Raw genomic sequence first — 15297 nt, 5'->3', positions numbered from 1 at the left:
CCCTTCCACCGTGCCCGTCGCCAATCGTCTGCGTCCAGTGTGGCCCGAACGCGCCTCATCCCCGGCCCCGACCGGTCGCAAGCGCAGTCTGGTCCTCGCCGTTGGAAAGGTCCAGCCTGCGCAAAATCACGCCTTCCCGCAGCGCCCACGGGCAGATCTCCAACCGCTCGAGCGACAGTGCCCGCATCGTGGCCTCCGCCACGAGCGCACCCCCGACCAGCTGATGTGCCCTGCTCCCGCTGACTCCCTCCAGCTCTGCCACGTCATCGGACGACATGCGCGTGATGAACGAGAGCAGCTGCCGGAGCCCGGTGTCGGTCAGGGTGCGGACCACCCGCGGCCCCGCCGACGAGGGCGCCGCACCGGTGAGCCGCGCCAGCGACCGGAACGTTTTCGACGTCGCAACCACCCGATCCGGTTCCCCCACGTCGCGGATGCGCTCCGCCAAACCGGACAGCGCGTCGTCGAGCCACGCCGTCGTCGCAATGATCTCCGAGCGGTTCGGCGGGTCGTTCGAGAATCGCGTCCGCGTGATGCGGCCCGCGCCGAACGGCAGCGATTCGGCGAGGTCCGGGCGTTCGTCGATACCCATCGCCACCTCGAGCGAACCGCCGCCGATGTCGAGCACCAGCAAGTTCCCGGCCGACCAGCCGAACCAGCGGCGGGCCGCGAGGAACGTCAGCTTCGCCTCGTCCTCACCCGTGAGCACCTGCAGCTCGACGCCCGTGGAATCGGCCACCGTGGCGAGGACGCCGTCGGTGTTGCTGGCCTCGCGTACGGCGGAGGTCGCGAACGCCATCACGTCCTCGCACCCCCACCGCTCGGCGGAGACCTTGGCCTGCTCGACCGCGTCGACCAGGCTGGAGATGCCCTGTTTCGTGAGCTCACCGCGGGTGTTGAGCTGCTCGGCCAGCCGCAGCACCGTCTTCTCCGAATGCATCGGTGTGGGGTGCCCACCACGGTGCGCGTCGACGACGAGCAGATGGACGGTGTTGGAACCGACGTCAAGAACCCCTAGGCGCACAGTTACCCACGGTACCGGGCCTGCGGTTCAGGCCTCGAACTTGTAACCGAGACCACGAACCGTGACCAGGTACTGCGGCTGTCCGGGGTCCGGTTCGAGCTTCGACCGGAGGCGTTTGACGTGGACGTCGAGTGTCTTCGTGTCGCCCACGTAGTCGGCGCCCCACACGCGGTCGATGAGCTGGCTGCGCGTCAGGACTCGCCCTGCGTTGCGGAGCAGGTACTCGAGCAGGTCGAACTCCTTCAGCGGCAGCGAGATCTCCTCGGTGCCGACCGTCACCACATGCCGTTCGACGTCCATCCGCACCGGGCCCGCCGACAGCACGAGCGGCGCCGCGTCCGGCTCCGCCGCCGGAGCATCGCCACCCCGGCGCAGCACGGCACGGATCCGCGCGATCAGCTCACGGGCGGCGTACGGCTTGGTGATGTAGTCGTCCGCGCCGAGCTCGAGGCCCACCACCTTGTCGATCTCGCTGTCGCGTGCGGTCACCATGATCACCGGGACCGCCGAACGCGCACGCAGCTGCTTGCAGACGTCCGTGCCGCTCATGCCGGGGAGCATGAGGTCGAGCAGCACGAGATCGGCACCGTTGCGGTCGAACTCCTCGAGCGCCTGCTGGCCGGTCGTCGCGAGGGCGGCGGTGAAGCCTTCCTTGCGGAGCATGAAGGCCATCGGGTCGGCGAACGACTCCTCGTCCTCGACGATCAGAACCCTGGTCACTGCGTTGTTCCTCCCGGTTGGGTGCGTTCCCGCACGCTGGGGACCAGCGGCTGCCCTGCCGGGTCGTCGCTGCGCTGGTCCGCGGTCTCGGTCGCGGTGCTCGTGCTCGTGCTCGTGGCCGGAACGCCGTCGGTGCCATCGGTGCCGTCGGCCTCGGACGTGGCAGTGTCGGCTGCGTCGGCAGCGTCGACAGTGTCGGCCGCGTCAGTGCCGGTCACGCCCTCCCGCGCGGGGATGCGCAGCGTGAACGTCGACCCGACGCCCGGCCTGCTCCACAGCCGCACCTCACCGCCGTGGTTGGCGGCGACGTGCTTGACGATCGCCAGGCCGAGGCCGGTACCGCCGGTCGCGCGGGAACGGGCCTTGTCGGCGCGGTAGAACCGCTCGAACACGCGCTGCTGCTCGTCGGGCGCGATGCCGAGGCCGCGATCGGTGACCGCCAGTTCGACGCAGCCGTCGGTGAGCCTGCGGCTGATCGACACCGGGCTCGACTGCCGCGAGTAGGAGATCGCGTTGTCGAGCAGGTTCGACAACGCCGTGACCAGCAGCGTGCGATCGCCGTCCACTTCGAGGCCGCTGGGGCCGTCGGTCGTGACCGTGATGTCGGCGGTCTCGGCGGCGAGTTTGGTGCGCGACAGCGTCTCGGCGACGACCCCGTCGACGTCGACGACCGTCATCTCCGGCAGCTTCTCCGCACCCTGCAGGCGGGACAGCGCGATCAGCTCCGTGACGAGCTTGCCGAGGCGGTTGGACTCGCGGAGGATCTTCTCGCTGAACCGGCGCGCCTCCTCGGCGCTGTCCGCATCGAGCACGGCCTCCGCGAGCAGGGCGATCGCGCCGACCGGGGTCTTGAGCTCGTGGCTGACGTTGGCCACGAAGTCACGTCGTGTCGCCTCCAGTCGGGCCGCGTCCGAGTGATCCACGGCCTCCACGATCGTGAAGCCGTCGCCCAGCGGCCGCAGGAGCGCCGCGACCGCCTCCGGCTGCCTGCCGCGGACCTCGTCGGGCGAGATGTCGACCTCGAGCGCCTCGCCGGCGTCGACGACCCGCTGCGCGGCGTCCCGCACCCGGCCGTCGACCTGGTTGCCGCGCAGCAGACCGAGTTCCTCGGCGCGCGCATTGTGCAACACCAGGTCACCGAAGCGATTGAGCATCACCACGCCGGTCTCCGACGACCGCACCGAACGCAGCAGCAACTCGGCGGCCGTGGGGCCTGCCGGCTCGGGAACGTCCCGGCCGCGGGTGCGGAAGAAGAAGAAACCGACAGCGATGCCGACCACCAGCGCGGCAGTGGCCAGCAGGACCGATCCGGACGCCGTCACGGTTGGCATCGTAAGCATTCGCCCGGGCGGTTGTCCCGGTCTCGACGGCCGTGCGGTGACGGGCCTGACACTCACGGGCCACGTGTTCGCCACCAGGCAAGATCCAGTTCACCTGCCGTACCCCGAACCCCGTTTCCCGCACCCTGCGCGGCGGCACCCGTGTTGCGGATTCCAGGGCCCGTGTTGCGGATTCCAGGGCCCGTGTTGCGGATTCCGGAGCCCGTGTTGCGGATTCCGGGGACCGTGTTGCTCCCACCCATCACCCGGTCACCACCCCTCATCGGCGCGCTGCCGCGTGACGTCGCCTGGCCACCTCGGCACACAACGATGCCGACGGGACTGAGCAGTTGTCATACAAAGCACTACAATGTAGATATGGCCAAAGGTGTCGACTGGAGCAAGAGAGCCGACTACGTCCGGAAGCGACACGCGATCGAAACGTCCTGGGCGGATGAGGCGGTGCAAGACGCGTACGCGGTATGGCAACGCCCTGACCCGGCAAGCAGGAGCGGCCGCTCGGTTCGAGTCGTCGGATACTCGGTGACGGCCGGATCGATCCCCACGGTGATCCTCGTCAGCCCCGTGGTCGGCGATGACGAACACCCGGACGGTGACTGGTGGGGTACGAACGCGTGGTTTTCCAATCAGAGCGATCGGCGGACATACGTGGAGGTCGACGATGAGTGAGATCGACAAGTTGCTGACCGACGAAGGCGCGGCGGCGGAACAGTACGACGCATCGGGCACCACGCCCGACCACGTCGAGGTGAGCCGCCCCAACCTCGGCCGTCCGGCCGTCGTGTCGGTGCGTCTCTCCACGGAGGAACACGACCGGCTCCAGCAGGCAGCCGACGACGCGAAACTCCCGGTGTCGACACTCATCCGCATCTGGGCGCTGGACCGCCTGCAGGCCGAACGGGAAGGCTCGGGCGGCACCGTCGCGGAGCGGCTGGCACGGCTCGAACGCGAGGTCTTCCAGCGAACGGCGTAGCCGCCTCCGCCTGCCGTGGACACACGTAGGGGCCGCCTCCCGGTCGGGAAGCGGCCCCTACGTCGGTTTGCGGTGGTACGGCCTCAGCGGCCCTGGCTGGCGACCGCGGCGGCCGCCTTCTCGGCCGTCTCCGGATCCAGGTAGGTGCCCCCGGGGTTGGTGGGCTCGAGCTCGGCGTCGAGGTCGTAGCGCAGCGGGATGCCCGTCGGGATGTTCAGTCCGGCGATGTCGTCCTCGGAGACACCGTCGAGGTGCTTGACCAGCGCGCGCAGCGAGTTGCCGTGTGCCGCGACCAGCACGTTCTTGCCCGCTCGCAGGTCGGGCACGATCGAGCTGTCCCAGTACGGCAGCAGCCGCGCCACGACGTCCTTGAGGCACTCGGTCAGCGGCAGCTCACCGTCGATGCCCTGGTAACGCGGGTCGGCGTCCTGGCTGAACGTGCTGCCCCGCTCGATCTCCGGCGGGGGCGTGTCGTACGAGCGGCGCCACAGCATGAACTGCTCGTCGCCGAACTCGTCGGCGATCTCCTTCTTGTTCTTGCCCTGCAGCGCGCCGTAGTGACGCTCGTTGAGCCGCCAGCTGCGGCGGACGTCGATCCAGTGCCGGTCGGCCGCGTCCAGCGCGATGTCGGCCGTCGAGATTGCCCTGCGCAGCAGCGACGTGTGCACCACGTCCGGCAGGAGCCCGGCCTCGGCGAGCAGCTGCCCGCCGCGCTTGGCCTCGTCCTCACCCTGGTCGGACAACGGCACGTCGACCCAGCCGGTGAACAGGTTTTCCGCGTTCCATGTGCTCTGCCCGTGACGCAGCAGCACCAGTGTCCCAAGTTCGGCCATGTTCCTCAGCGTGCCATGTTCCGCCGAATCGAGTAGCGCGACGTCGGCCACTGCGCTAGTGGGCTGGCACGCACTAGCACGACTTATACAGAGAGTTTCATCAACGCGCGGACCAAGCGAACGAAACTCTCGATCGGGGCTTCTGCCTACAGCTCAACCGCGCCAGCTGGGTCGTAGTGTGTTCAACCTGTCGATAAAATTCACTCGAATAGAGTAGCCAGTAGTCTTGTGATTACGGTGCCGAGTCTGACAAGTTGACACTTGAGCCCGCACGACCCGGAACCACGCACTCCCCGGGTCGAGCAACGCGGGAAACAGATCGCAGCTCGTCTCCCCCTGCCGAGCTGCGGCCCGCCGGCCCCGTTGGCATCCCCCTCGTCACCGGGTCCGAACAGGCGGGAAGGTCCACGGGGCGGCTCGAGTTCGCGACTCCCCCCTCCCTCGAGCCGCCCCGTCGACCACCTGGGAGAAGTCTGCTCGCGGCCCGCGTGTCCTGCATTCAGGCCCGCGGGTTCTGCACTCGGCCCCGTGTGTTCTGCATTCAGGCAGGCGTGTCTCGCATCGCGGGGCTCCGCCGGACGGGCTCCGCGGGACAGGACCGGACGGGCTCCGCCCGGCGGGCTCGGCAGCCGAACGCGGTCACCAGCCCACAGCCCACCATCAGGGTGCCGAAGGAATCCTCACAGTCAGTCGTCGGTCAGCGTGCCCGGCTCATGCGCCGCGGCCGGCTCCACCAGATGCTTGAACGCCTGCAGATTGGCCAGCGACTCGCCGCGGCGCACCCGCCAGTCCCACTCCCTGCGGATCGAGCTCGCGAACCCCAGCTCCAACAGGGTGTTGAAATCGCCGTCCGCCGCTTCCAGGACCTGCCCCAGCACCGTGTCGACCTCGTCGGCCGACACGGTGTCCAGCCCCAGGCGGCCCACCAGGTAGATGTCACCCGCCGAATCCAGCGTGTAGGCCACGCCGTACAGCTTGGCGTTGCGCCGCAGCAGGAACCGGTAGACGTCCTCGCAGGCCTCGTCCGGACGACGGCACACGAACGCCTCCACGGCCAGCGAATGTTCGCGCACCACCAGCCAGGCGTTCGTCTGCAGCTTCTTCACCCCCGGCAGGGTCACGAAGTACACGCCGTCGCCGCGCCGGTCGTACGGCACCTCGGAGGCCTCGAGCGCCGAATGCACGATCGCGTCGACACCCCCGGCATCCCGGCTGCTCACACCGCCACCTCCAGAGCCGCACGGTGGAACGCCCCGCGTGCATCGGCGTAACTGTCGAGCAGCACGTCCGTCGTGCGCTGCCACGAGAACCGTTGCGCATGCCGCACCGCCCCCTCGGCGAGTGCGTCCCGTCGGCGCAACGCCGCATCGGCCAGTGCATCCGCCCACTCCGGCGCGCGGTGGGACTCGACCAGCAGCCCCGACGTCCCGTGGTCGACCGCCACCGGCAGCCCGCCCACCGACGCGGCGACCACCGGCGTCCCGCAGGCCTGCGCCTCGAGCGCGACCAGGCCGAACGACTCATTGTGGCTCGGCACCGCCACGACGTCCGCGGCCCGGTACACGTCGACCAGCCCGTCGCCCGACTGCGGCGGCAGGAACCGGGTCAGCTCCGCGATCCCCAGGTCGGCGGCCAGCGCCTTCAGCGACTCCGGCTGCTCCAGCCCGGTGCCCGACGGTCCGCCCGCGACCAGCACCACCAGCCTGCTGCGCAACTCCGGCCGCTGCGCGACCAGCTCCGCGGCGGCACGCAACAGCACATCCGGCGCCTTCAACGGCTGGATCCGGCCCGCGAACGCCAGCACCACGGCGTCGTCGCTCAGCCCGAGGATCCGCCGTGACTGCGCCTGCGACCCCGGCCGGAACCGCTCCAGATCCACTCCCGGTGACACGGTCCGCACCGCACGGGGGGCGGCGTCGTACAGGTCGACCAGCTGCTCGGCTTCGACCCCGGTGTTGACGATCAGCTGATCCGCCTCGTCGACGACCTGTTGTTCGCCGATGACACGGGTCCGCGGCTCCGGCGTGTCCCCCTCGGCCAGTGCAGCGTTCTTCACCCTGGCCAGAGTGTGCGCGGTGTGCACCAGCGGCACACCCCACCGTTCGCGTGCGAGCCAACCGACCTGACCGGACAGCCAGTAGTGCGAATGGATCAGGTCGTAGTAGCCCGGCTCGTGGGCCGCCTCCGTACGCAGCACGCCGTTGGTGAACGCACACAGCTGCGCGGGCAGTTCACCGCGTGACAGCGGTTCGAACGGGCCCGCCGGGATGTGGCGCACGAGCACGCCGGGGGCGAGCTCGGCGACCGGCGGCTGGTCCGACGACGTGGCGCGCGTGAACACCTCGACCTGCACCCCGCGTCTGGCCATCTCCTGGGCCGTCTGGGCGATGTAGACGTTCATTCCCCCCGCATCGCCGGTGCCCGGCTGCTCCAGCGGGGAGGTGTGCACGGTCAGCACCGCCACCCGGCGCGGCTGCTGCGTCGCGGCCTGCCGGTACCAGGAGATCGTCACCGGTTCACCTTTCTGTACGCGTCGCGGGCGAAGGCCGCCAGTTCGTCTCCGAACGTCTTCGCTTCCTCGGCGAACGGAAGATGGCCCACCCCAGGCAACCAACGCTTACGGGCCCCCGGAATCTTCCCGGCCGCGTACTCGGCGGCAGTGATGTCGACAACGGCGTCGCTCTCGCCGTGCAGCACGAGCGCAGGAACGTCGACGGCTTCGAGCACCTCGGCCGAGCCGATGTCCCGCCGGAACAGCCCCGCGCGCACGTGGGCGGGCACGGCGAGGATGTCGTCGACCAGCGACGCCCCGTCGGATCCCGCCGTCATGCCGCCGCACAGGCGCTGCACCGCGGGCCGGGCGACGTCGTCGTCCGGCGACAGCGCCTCCGGCAGTGCCGCCTGCATCGCCGGCCCGACGGCGCCGCCCGGGTGGTCACGGCCCAGCTCGGTGATCGCGCCCGCGTAGACGACGCCCGCCAGCCCGGCGGTGCCGTGGACACGCAGGTAGTCGGTGATGACGAGGCCGCCGTAGGACCAGCCGACCACCACCGCGGGCGTACCTGCCAGTTCCAGCACCGCGGCCAGGTCGTCGGCCCACACGCGGGGGTCGTCGTAACCGTCGGCGGGCACGCCCGACCGGCCGTGCCCGCGCAGGTCCATCGCGACGAGGCGGAACTCGCCGGCCAGCCGCGGGTCGGCCAACTGCAGCTGCCACGCGTCCGCCGACTGGGCCCAGCCGTGCACGAAGACGATCACGGGCGGGCGGCCACCCGCCTCGCCGTCGGCACCTACCGCACCGGCCGCGCCTGCTCCGTCCGCCGCGCCTGCACCGTCGACGATCGCGCCGATCCGGACCCCGTCTGCACCTGTGACCTCGGTTCGCACCCCGGCAGTCTCTCACCCGGCCGGTCGATCCCGGCCGGAGGCGGACACCACCGCGGCGTCGCCGAACGCGTCAGCGCACGCTGCGGAAGAACGTCCGGACGTCGTCGACCAGCAGGTCCGGCGCCTCCATTGCCGCGAAATGCCCACCGCGGTCGAACTCCGACCAGTGCGTGACGTGGTTCTGCCGCTCCGCCAGCACACGGATCGTGCTGTCACCGGGAAACAGCGCACAGCCCGTCGGAACCCCGGAACTCGGCAGCTCAGCGGCCCAGCTCTGCGCCTCCTTGTAGATCCGCATCGACGACGCCGTCGTGCCGGTCAGCCAGTACAACGACACGTTCGTCAACAGCGCGTCCCGGCCGACAGCGTCGTCCGGCAGTTCGGCCGCCGGATTCGAGAACAGGTGGTAGATGTCGGCCAGCCACGTCAGCAGCCCCACCGGGGAGTCGTGCAGTCCCATCGCGAGCGACTGCGGACGCGTCGACTGCACCGCCGCATAACCGCCGACCTCGTCGAAGTTCTGCAGCCCCTCGAAGCGGCGGCGGTCGCCGGCGTCGAGTTCGTCCGGGTCGAGATCCCAACCACCGAGTGTCAGCAGGCCGTTGACGTGCACGCCCACGACGTTGCCGGGCGCCACCCTGCCCAGCTGCGGACCGACCAGGGAACCGAGGTCGCCGCCCTGAGCGCCGTACCGCTCGTACCCCAGACCAGCCATGAGCGCGGCGAACAGCTCGGCGTACCGGTCGCTGTCGGCCTGGCCGGGTTCGGTCGTCGGGCCGGAGAACGCGAAGCCCGGCGGCGACGGGATCACCACATGGAACGCGTCGCGCGGGTCGCCACCGTGGGCGCGCGGCTCGGTCAGCGGGCCGATGACGTCGAGGAACTCGGCGAACGTCGTTCCCCAGCCGTGCACCAGCAGCAGCGGCAACGCGTCGGGCTCCGGCGAGCGGACGTGCAGGAAATGCACCCGCTGCCCGGCGACATCGGCCGCGAACTGCGGATACGCGTTGAGGCGCCGCTCCTGCGCGCGCCAGTCGAACCCGTCACGCCAGTACGCGGCGAGCTCCCGGACGTAGCCGGCCGGGACGCCGTGGTCCCAACCGACGCCGTCGAGCTCGTCGGGCCAGCGGGCGCGCGCCAGTCGCTCCCTCAGATCGTCCAGCTCGGCCTGCGGCACCGAAATCTCGAACGGCTCGACCTCGAAAGATTCGGCCTCGAAAGATTCGGCCTCCAAGGATTCGGTGCCGCTGGGTGTGGTTGCACGCTCCGTCGGTGGTGTCACCGTCACTCCCCTACCACCTGCATCGTCGCAGGTGAACGCCTTTCCGCGGAGCATACGAACCACCACTGACAATTCCCGGCGACCACATCCCGCCCCGCCCCGCGGCCGCCCCGTCACCGGCCCGCCTCGGGCATGTCCGGTGGACATCACACCCGACGGACGTCACACCCGGTCACAGCCGCCCCGGGTTGGCAACGACGTTCGTCGTGCCGGACACTTGTCATCGAGGGGAGTACTTCCACCTTGGGCCTCGCCGGTCAGTACGAACGCACGGATTGCGTTCTCGGCAGGTCGCCCGCGCGCCGCGGGTGAAGGAGACCTCGAACGATTCAACGTTCGCGGAGGTCTGTGTGCTCGTCCAAGCCGCCGGTTCCGGCGCTGCCGAAGCCGCCGAGACCATGGGTTCGCCCATGCTCTGGACGCTCAGCATCCTGGTGCTGCTCGCCCTGCTCGTCGCCGACTTCGTGATCACGCGCAAACCGCACGAGGTCGCCATGAAGGAGGCCGTCGGCTGGTCGGTGTTCTATCTGGCGCTGCCGTTCGTGTTCGCGCTGTTCGTATGGCTGGCGTTCAGCGGGGCCCAGGCGACCGAGTTCGTGACGGGCTTCGTCGTCGAGAAGTCGTTGTCGGTGGACAACCTCTTCGTGTTCCTGCTGATCCTCACCGGGTTCGCGGTGCCTGCGGCGGTGCAGCAGCGCGTGCTGCTCTACGGCATCGTCGGCGCGCTCGTGCTGCGCGGCATCTTCATCGCCCTCGGCGCGGCGATGCTGCAAGCCGGCACGTGGGCGTTCCTGGTGTTCGGCGTCATCCTGTTCATCTCCGCGGTGAAAATCCTCGTGGAGGCCCTCAAGGGGCACCAGGACGAGAAGGACCCGTCCGAGATGCGCTCGGTGAAGCTGATGCGCCGGTTCACGCATGTCACCGACGACTACCGCGGCACGAAGATGATCGTCCGCGAGGCGGGCAAGCGTGCGCTGACGCCGTTGGCGATCGTCGTGGTCGCCGTGTTCGCCACCGACATCGTGTTCGCGGTCGACTCGGTGCCCGCCGTGTACGGCATCACCGAGGACCCGTACCTCGTGTTCGCGACCAACGCGTTCGCCCTGCTCGGCCTGCGCGCCCTGTACTTCGTGCTGCAGGCGGTACTCGCGAAGCTGATCTACCTCAACCACGGCCTCGCGCTCATCCTCGCCTTCATCGGCGTGAAGCTCGTGCTGCACTGGGCACACACCGTGTGGCCCGCGGTGCCGACCATCCCGACGCCGATCTCGTTGCTGGCGATCATCGGCATCCTGGGCGTCGTGACCGTGCTCAGCCTGCGGGTGTCCAAGCGCAACGAGAACCGGGAAGCCGCCGACACGAAGGCGTAGACTGGGCCGACCAGGCCTTCACCGGCGCCTCAACGACGAGGAGTCGACCATGGTTCTCGAAATCGTGATCATCGCGATCGTCGTCCTGGCGGCCATCATCACCGCCGGGTCGCTCATCGAGGTCCACAAGGACTGACGAGCGCACCCGCCCGGCCGCCGGGACGACGACCGCAGACTTCGCACGCGCCCCTGCGCCGGAATTCGTTGTCGTGGCGCTGGTCGCCACAGGGCCGGTTGTTGCAGGGGCAGGACGTTCGTGACAGCACCGAGAACGGTCGGTGGTGGGCCGACGCGGGCTACTCGCTGCTTCGCAGAAGAGCCTTACTGAGCACTGCCTCGATGTGGCCGGGATCGGCTTCGCGGTCGTTGAGGAGGATCGCGGTACACAGGCCGTCGGAGAGTGCGACGAACCCCTCGATCGTGTCGGGGTCGTCGGTCTGTGTTCGGCCGAGCTCGGCGACGTTGTCGCGCCAGCGTCTGGCGATCGGTCGCAGGGCTGGGCGGCGGGCAGCGAGGGTGGACAGCTCGCGTTCGGCGAGTGCTCGTTCACGTCCGGGGCCGCCGGATTCGGCGATAAGCTCGGCCAGGCCTGCGAGTGGGTCGTCCTCGTGGTCGATGAGCTGCCGGATACGGCTCGTGTAGTCGTCGGTGACGCTGGTCAGGGCGGCTACCAGTAGATCGTCCAGGGTGGCGAAATAGTACAGGGTCAGGCTGGTGGTGATCCCCGCTTCTTTGGCGACGGTGCGGTGGGTGACACCGGCTGCGCCGTCCCGGCGGACGATCTCGAGAGTTGCTTCGATGATCTGTGCTCGCCGACGTTGGCCACGTAGTTTTCGCCCATCGACAGTCTCGTGTCCTCCGCCTGCTTCTCCGGAGTCGTGTTCAGCCGCCATCGCGTCACCCGTCATCGATCGTTCCTGGGTGCCGAGGTTATCGACGCCGCTTCGCGATCGGCCTCGCCGAGGGGCCGGAGGTGCCGCAACATCAGAAAGCAAGCCAGGGCAGCGGCTCCAACGACAAGGCCCGCGGCAAGGGAGGCCGTGTTGAGTCCGCCGGTGAACACGGTTCGCGCGTGCTCGAGAGCGCCGGTCGGGATCCGGTCCGCGACCGATGATGCTCCGGCAAGGCTGTCGCTGTAGATCTCGGCCAAGGGTGCAGGCAGTCCGGCGGGTGTATCGATACTACTGCGGTAGATCGCGGTGGTGAGGCTTCCCAGCAGCGCGACGCCGGCGGCGATTCCGAGCTCTTGCACGGTCTCGGACAGCGCGGCCGCCGATCCCGACCGGTCCGCGGGTGCCGCACCCACGACGATGTCAGTGCCCAGCGCGGCGATGACGCCGAGGCCGAGGTAGACAAGCGCGAAGCCGGCGACAACGGTCAGCTGGCTGTCGGTTCCGGCCAGGGTCAGCAGTGCATATCCGGCCAGCGACAGGGACAGGACGGCCGCCATCACACGGCCGGGTGAGATGCGAGCAGCCATCAGTGGGGCACCGATGGCCCCGATGAGCATGGCCAATGCGGGCGGGCCCATCCACAGGCCAGCCGTTATCGGCGAGTGGCCGACGACGAGCTGCAGGTACTGGGTGACCAGCAACATCACGCCACCGAAACCGACCAGGCCGATCAACAACACCGACAGAGCCGTTGCGAACCCACGGGTGGTGAACAGCTTCATGTCGAGTAGCGGCTCCGGGATGCGGAGTTGGCGGCGCACGAACGCGACGGCAGCTCCCCCGCCGACAACGACGGCGCCGACGGCCTGGGCGTCGACGCCGTAGGCGGCGCCGTGCTTGATCGCGTAGACGATCGGCAGCAGTGCCGCCAGGGACAACGCGACGCTCAGCGGGTCGAGCCGACCTGCACGGGTCCGGTGCTCGGGCAGTAGCGCAGGTGCACCGGCGAGCACCAGCAGGGCCACCGGGACGGCGACGAGGAAGACCGCGCCCCACCACAGGGAGGCGACCAGGATCCCGCCCACGACCGGGCCTGCGGCCATTCCCAGGGCGAACATCGTGGCCCACACCCCGATCGCCAATGCCCGTTGCCGGGCGTCGGTGAACATGGTGCCGATCAAGGAGAGAGTCGAGGGCATCAGTGTTGCTCCGGCCACACCAAGCAGGGCCCGTGCCACGATCAACCACAACGCGGTGGGAGCGAACGCCGCCGAGACAGAGACCGCGGCGAATGCCGCCACTCCGATCATGAGTAACCGGCGTCGACCGAGCCGGTCGCCCAACGTCCCCATCGCGATCAGGAAACCCGCGATGAAGAAGCCGTAGGCGTCCATGATCCACAGCGTCTCGGTCGCACTCGGGTCCAGGTCCACCGCCAGGCTCGGGGTCACCAGATAGAGCGCCGTCACGTCCAGCCCCAGCAGCATGGTCGGCAACGCCAACAGCGCGAGACCACACCACTCGCGCCACCCAGCCGATTGCCTCGAACTCATCCCGCCTCCTCAATAAAGTTGAACGATAGAACTATTAGTACCATCGTCCAATAAATTCGGACAGGAGGAGCCGGAGTCGTCACACACGGCCGATCCTCGGTGCGAAGAGCAGGCGACGTCCGATCGCGAGATGCGGGCTACGCGATCTGCCGTCGACGCGCGCCGAAGCCCGGCCGCGACATCCGCGTGGACGATCGAACGGACAACGCCGGACGGTGCCGACACAAGCGGCAGGCACAGCGGCAGGCACAGCGGCAGGCACAGCGGCTCACCAGCCAGCTCGGCGACATCGAATTCAGAATCGACTGCCGCACCGTCGGCCGGTATCCGACACAGCTCGGGCGGCGGCGACGCGGATTCGGCAACCCAGATGCGAACCGACACCCGGGCCTGTTGCCAACCGCCGGCCTCTCGTCCGAAGACCGGTGTCACGAACGTCCAGTCCACCTACAGCGGCCGTCATCGCGCCGACGTGACAGCGTCGACCTGGATCACGGCGCCGAATGGATCACGGGCCGAATGGGTCACCGGGCCGAATGGAGCACGGCGCCGATTCGGATCGCCGCGCCGAATCGGTCACAGGGCCGATTTGGACTTCCACGTCTCCCAGTCGAGCAGCCAGTCCATGACGTCCGACGTCGTCGGGAAATCGGCCCTCGCCCCGGTGACCTCGACGGGGTCGCCGAGCATCGCCGAGTCGAAGTACGCCTTGGCGTCGTCGGCGAACAGGTTGATGCAGCCGTGCGACGTGTTCTTCTTACCGATGTTGGCGGCGTTCTCCTGGTTCTCGTGGATGTACTCGCCGTGGTTGGAGATGCGGCAGCACCAGGTCTTCTTGACGTCGGTGTAGCCGTACTCCTCGTTGTCGAAGATCGACGTGGGCTCCTTGGTCATCACGATGACCGTGCCGTTCGGGGTGTTGAGGTCGGGGTTGGCGTCCTTGCCGTTGCTGCACGGGTAGTTGGCGACCTCGGCGCCGTCGCGGTACACGCGCATGCGGTGTTCGGGCGTGTGCACCTTGACCACCTGGTTGCGCCCGATGCTGAACTTCGTGGTGACGTCCGCCTTGCCGTAGGAGCCACCGCCGTAGTGCACGCCGTAGAGCTTCGCGGCGACCTCGACGCGGGTGTTGGCGGGCCAGTACTCGCGGGGACGCCAGTCGACCTGCTGGTCGTTCAGCCACGCCCACGCGCCCTCGACCTGCGGCTCCGTCGTCACCGACAGAGCGCGCTGCGCGGCGGCACGGTCGCCGACCGGGGCGTCGAACTTGACGGTGATGGGCTGGCCGACCCCGACGACGGCGTCGTCGCCCGGATACAGCGTGGCGCGCACGACCGCGGACGGCTGGACCGTGCTGAACGAACCGTCGAACTCGGCGGTGCGGCCGTCGCCACCCGCGGCCGTCGCGGCGTAGGTATAGGTGCGGCCGTAGCCGAGGGGTTCGCCGACGGTCCACTCGGTCTTGTCGTCATTGAGACTGCCCTCGACGGCTTTGCCGTCCTCGTTCGTGAGCGTGACCTCGTCGAACGTGCCCTCGGCGACCGTCAGCTTGACGGGAGCGGTGACGTCGACGTCGCGGGCGTCGGCCTTCGGCTGCGCAGCGATCGTGGCCTGCGGTTCGGCGGGTTCGCCCCCGCCGCCGTCGCCGGTACCTGCCCCCGCGGAGTCGTCGTCACCCGTGCACGCGACGAGCATCCCCGCAGGCGCCGCCACGGCGGCCGCCTTCAGCACACCACGCCTGCCCCAGCGACGCCCTGCGGTGTCGTTCTCGGCCGCACCCGGCTGGTCAACACCGCGCTCGTCCACACCGCGCTCGTCCACACCACGGCCGTCGGCAGCGCGTTCAGTTGCTCCGTCTCGTCCGAACCTCACGTGTGTCTACCTCCCTGGCCCGGCCAGCACCCCCGCCAGCACTACAACAT

At 69.2% G+C, this 15297-nt stretch carries 15 protein-coding genes; 3 read left to right on the top strand and 12 right to left on the bottom strand.

Features of this window, described 5'->3' with window-relative positions:
- Positions 1-55: 55 nt before the first annotated feature.
- Genes LY41_RS18630 through LY41_RS18620 form a run of 3 tightly spaced genes read right to left on the bottom strand, consistent with a single transcriptional unit; the run spans position 56 to position 3066 of the window.
- Positions 56-1024, bottom strand: coding sequence for a Ppx/GppA family phosphatase (locus LY41_RS18630; protein ID WP_253865350.1), 969 nt, complete (start codon positions 1022-1024; stop codon positions 56-58).
- Between the two features lie 27 nt (positions 1025-1051).
- Positions 1052-1744 carry a winged helix-turn-helix domain-containing protein gene (locus LY41_RS18625; protein WP_253865349.1) on the bottom strand — a complete coding sequence of 231 codons (693 nt, stop codon included), beginning with the start codon at positions 1742-1744 and terminating at the stop codon, positions 1052-1054.
- Positions 1741-3066, bottom strand: coding sequence for a sensor histidine kinase (locus LY41_RS18620; RefSeq protein WP_308292275.1), 1326 nt, complete (start codon positions 3064-3066; stop codon positions 1741-1743). The genes LY41_RS18625 and LY41_RS18620 overlap by 4 nt, the downstream gene beginning before the upstream one ends.
- A 375-nt stretch (positions 3067-3441) precedes the next feature.
- On the opposite strand from LY41_RS18620, the gene LY41_RS18615 reads away from it, so the two are divergent.
- Positions 3442-3753 carry a hypothetical protein gene (locus LY41_RS18615; RefSeq protein WP_253865345.1) on the top strand — a complete coding sequence of 104 codons (312 nt, stop codon included), beginning with the start codon at positions 3442-3444 and terminating at the stop codon, positions 3751-3753.
- Positions 3746-4057: a plasmid mobilization protein gene (locus LY41_RS18610; protein ID WP_253865344.1), complete on the top strand. Its 312-nt coding sequence runs from the start codon at positions 3746-3748 to the stop codon at positions 4055-4057. The genes LY41_RS18615 and LY41_RS18610 overlap by 8 nt, the downstream gene beginning before the upstream one ends.
- An 83-nt stretch (positions 4058-4140) precedes the next feature.
- On the opposite strand, the gene LY41_RS18605 is transcribed toward LY41_RS18610, so the two are convergent.
- From LY41_RS18605 to LY41_RS18585, 5 genes are all read right to left on the bottom strand, one after another.
- Positions 4141-4890: a phosphoglyceromutase gene (locus LY41_RS18605; RefSeq protein WP_253865342.1), complete on the bottom strand. Its 750-nt coding sequence runs from the start codon at positions 4888-4890 to the stop codon at positions 4141-4143.
- Positions 4891-5576: 686 nt separating this feature from the next.
- Positions 5577-6077, bottom strand: a complete 501-nt coding sequence (locus LY41_RS18600) for a type III secretion system chaperone family protein (RefSeq protein ID WP_372493320.1) — start codon at positions 6075-6077, stop codon at positions 5577-5579.
- 29 nt (positions 6078-6106) lie between these two features.
- The gene (gene mshA, locus LY41_RS18595) at positions 6107-7402 is read right to left on the bottom strand and encodes a D-inositol-3-phosphate glycosyltransferase (RefSeq protein ID WP_253865339.1); all 1296 of its coding nucleotides are present in this window, start codon (positions 7400-7402) and stop codon (positions 6107-6109) included.
- The gene (locus tag LY41_RS18590) at positions 7399-8277 is read right to left on the bottom strand and encodes an alpha/beta fold hydrolase (RefSeq protein WP_253865338.1); all 879 of its coding nucleotides are present in this window, start codon (positions 8275-8277) and stop codon (positions 7399-7401) included. Before LY41_RS18590 ends, mshA begins: the two co-directional genes overlap by 4 nt.
- A 70-nt stretch (positions 8278-8347) precedes the next feature.
- Positions 8348-9511 (bottom strand): epoxide hydrolase family protein, encoded by a 1164-nt coding sequence (locus tag LY41_RS18585; RefSeq protein WP_253865575.1) that lies wholly within the window; start codon positions 9509-9511, stop codon positions 8348-8350.
- Positions 9512-9957: 446 nt separating this feature from the next.
- On the opposite strand from LY41_RS18585, the gene LY41_RS18580 reads away from it, so the two are divergent.
- Positions 9958-10929 (top strand): TerC/Alx family metal homeostasis membrane protein, encoded by a 972-nt coding sequence (locus LY41_RS18580; RefSeq protein WP_253865574.1) that lies wholly within the window; start codon positions 9958-9960, stop codon positions 10927-10929.
- A 296-nt stretch (positions 10930-11225) separates the two neighbouring features.
- Here the strand turns inward: LY41_RS18580 and LY41_RS18575 are convergent, their stop codons facing one another.
- From LY41_RS18575 to LY41_RS18560, 4 genes are all read right to left on the bottom strand, one after another.
- The gene (locus LY41_RS18575; RefSeq protein ID WP_253865337.1) at positions 11226-11837 is read right to left on the bottom strand and encodes a TetR/AcrR family transcriptional regulator; all 612 of its coding nucleotides are present in this window, start codon (positions 11835-11837) and stop codon (positions 11226-11228) included.
- Positions 11834-13375: an MFS transporter gene (locus tag LY41_RS18570; protein ID WP_253865336.1), complete on the bottom strand. Its 1542-nt coding sequence runs from the start codon at positions 13373-13375 to the stop codon at positions 11834-11836. The genes LY41_RS18575 and LY41_RS18570 overlap by 4 nt, the downstream gene beginning before the upstream one ends.
- 9 nt (positions 13376-13384) lie before the next feature.
- The gene (locus tag LY41_RS18565) at positions 13385-13822 is read right to left on the bottom strand and encodes a hypothetical protein (protein WP_253865335.1); all 438 of its coding nucleotides are present in this window, start codon (positions 13820-13822) and stop codon (positions 13385-13387) included.
- A 129-nt stretch (positions 13823-13951) separates the two neighbouring features.
- Positions 13952-15070, bottom strand: coding sequence for a L,D-transpeptidase (locus tag LY41_RS18560; RefSeq protein WP_253865572.1), 1119 nt, complete (start codon positions 15068-15070; stop codon positions 13952-13954).
- Between the last annotated feature and the right edge of the window lie 227 nt (positions 15071-15297).

It is taken from the genome of Prauserella halophila, from assembly GCF_024171895.1.
Lineage (GTDB): Bacteria > Actinomycetota > Actinomycetes > Mycobacteriales > Pseudonocardiaceae > Prauserella > Prauserella halophila.
Note: the sequence above shows the minus strand (reverse complement) of the source record. Positions and strands in the feature narration are given on the sequence as shown.

What these genes read in the sequence shown, in the direction of transcription:
- LY41_RS18615 (WP_253865345.1), top strand. Translation starts at nt 3,442, where the DNA reads ATGGCCAAAGGTGTCGACTGGAGCAAGAGAGCCGACTACGTCCGGAAG.
- LY41_RS18610 (WP_253865344.1), top strand. Translation starts at nt 3,746, where the DNA reads ATGAGTGAGATCGACAAGTTGCTGACCGACGAAGGCGCGGCGGCGGAA.
- LY41_RS18605 (WP_253865342.1), bottom strand. Translation starts at nt 4,890, where the DNA reads ATGGCCGAACTTGGGACACTGGTGCTGCTGCGTCACGGGCAGAGCACA.
- LY41_RS18580 (WP_253865574.1), top strand. Translation starts at nt 9,958, where the DNA reads ATGGGTTCGCCCATGCTCTGGACGCTCAGCATCCTGGTGCTGCTCGCC.
- LY41_RS18575 (WP_253865337.1), bottom strand. Translation starts at nt 11,837, where the DNA reads ATGACGGGTGACGCGATGGCGGCTGAACACGACTCCGGAGAAGCAGGC.
- LY41_RS18570 (WP_253865336.1), bottom strand. Translation starts at nt 13,375, where the DNA reads ATGAGTTCGAGGCAATCGGCTGGGTGGCGCGAGTGGTGTGGTCTCGCG.
- LY41_RS18560 (WP_253865572.1), bottom strand. Translation starts at nt 15,070, where the DNA reads ATGCTCGTCGCGTGCACGGGTGACGACGACTCCGCGGGGGCAGGTACC.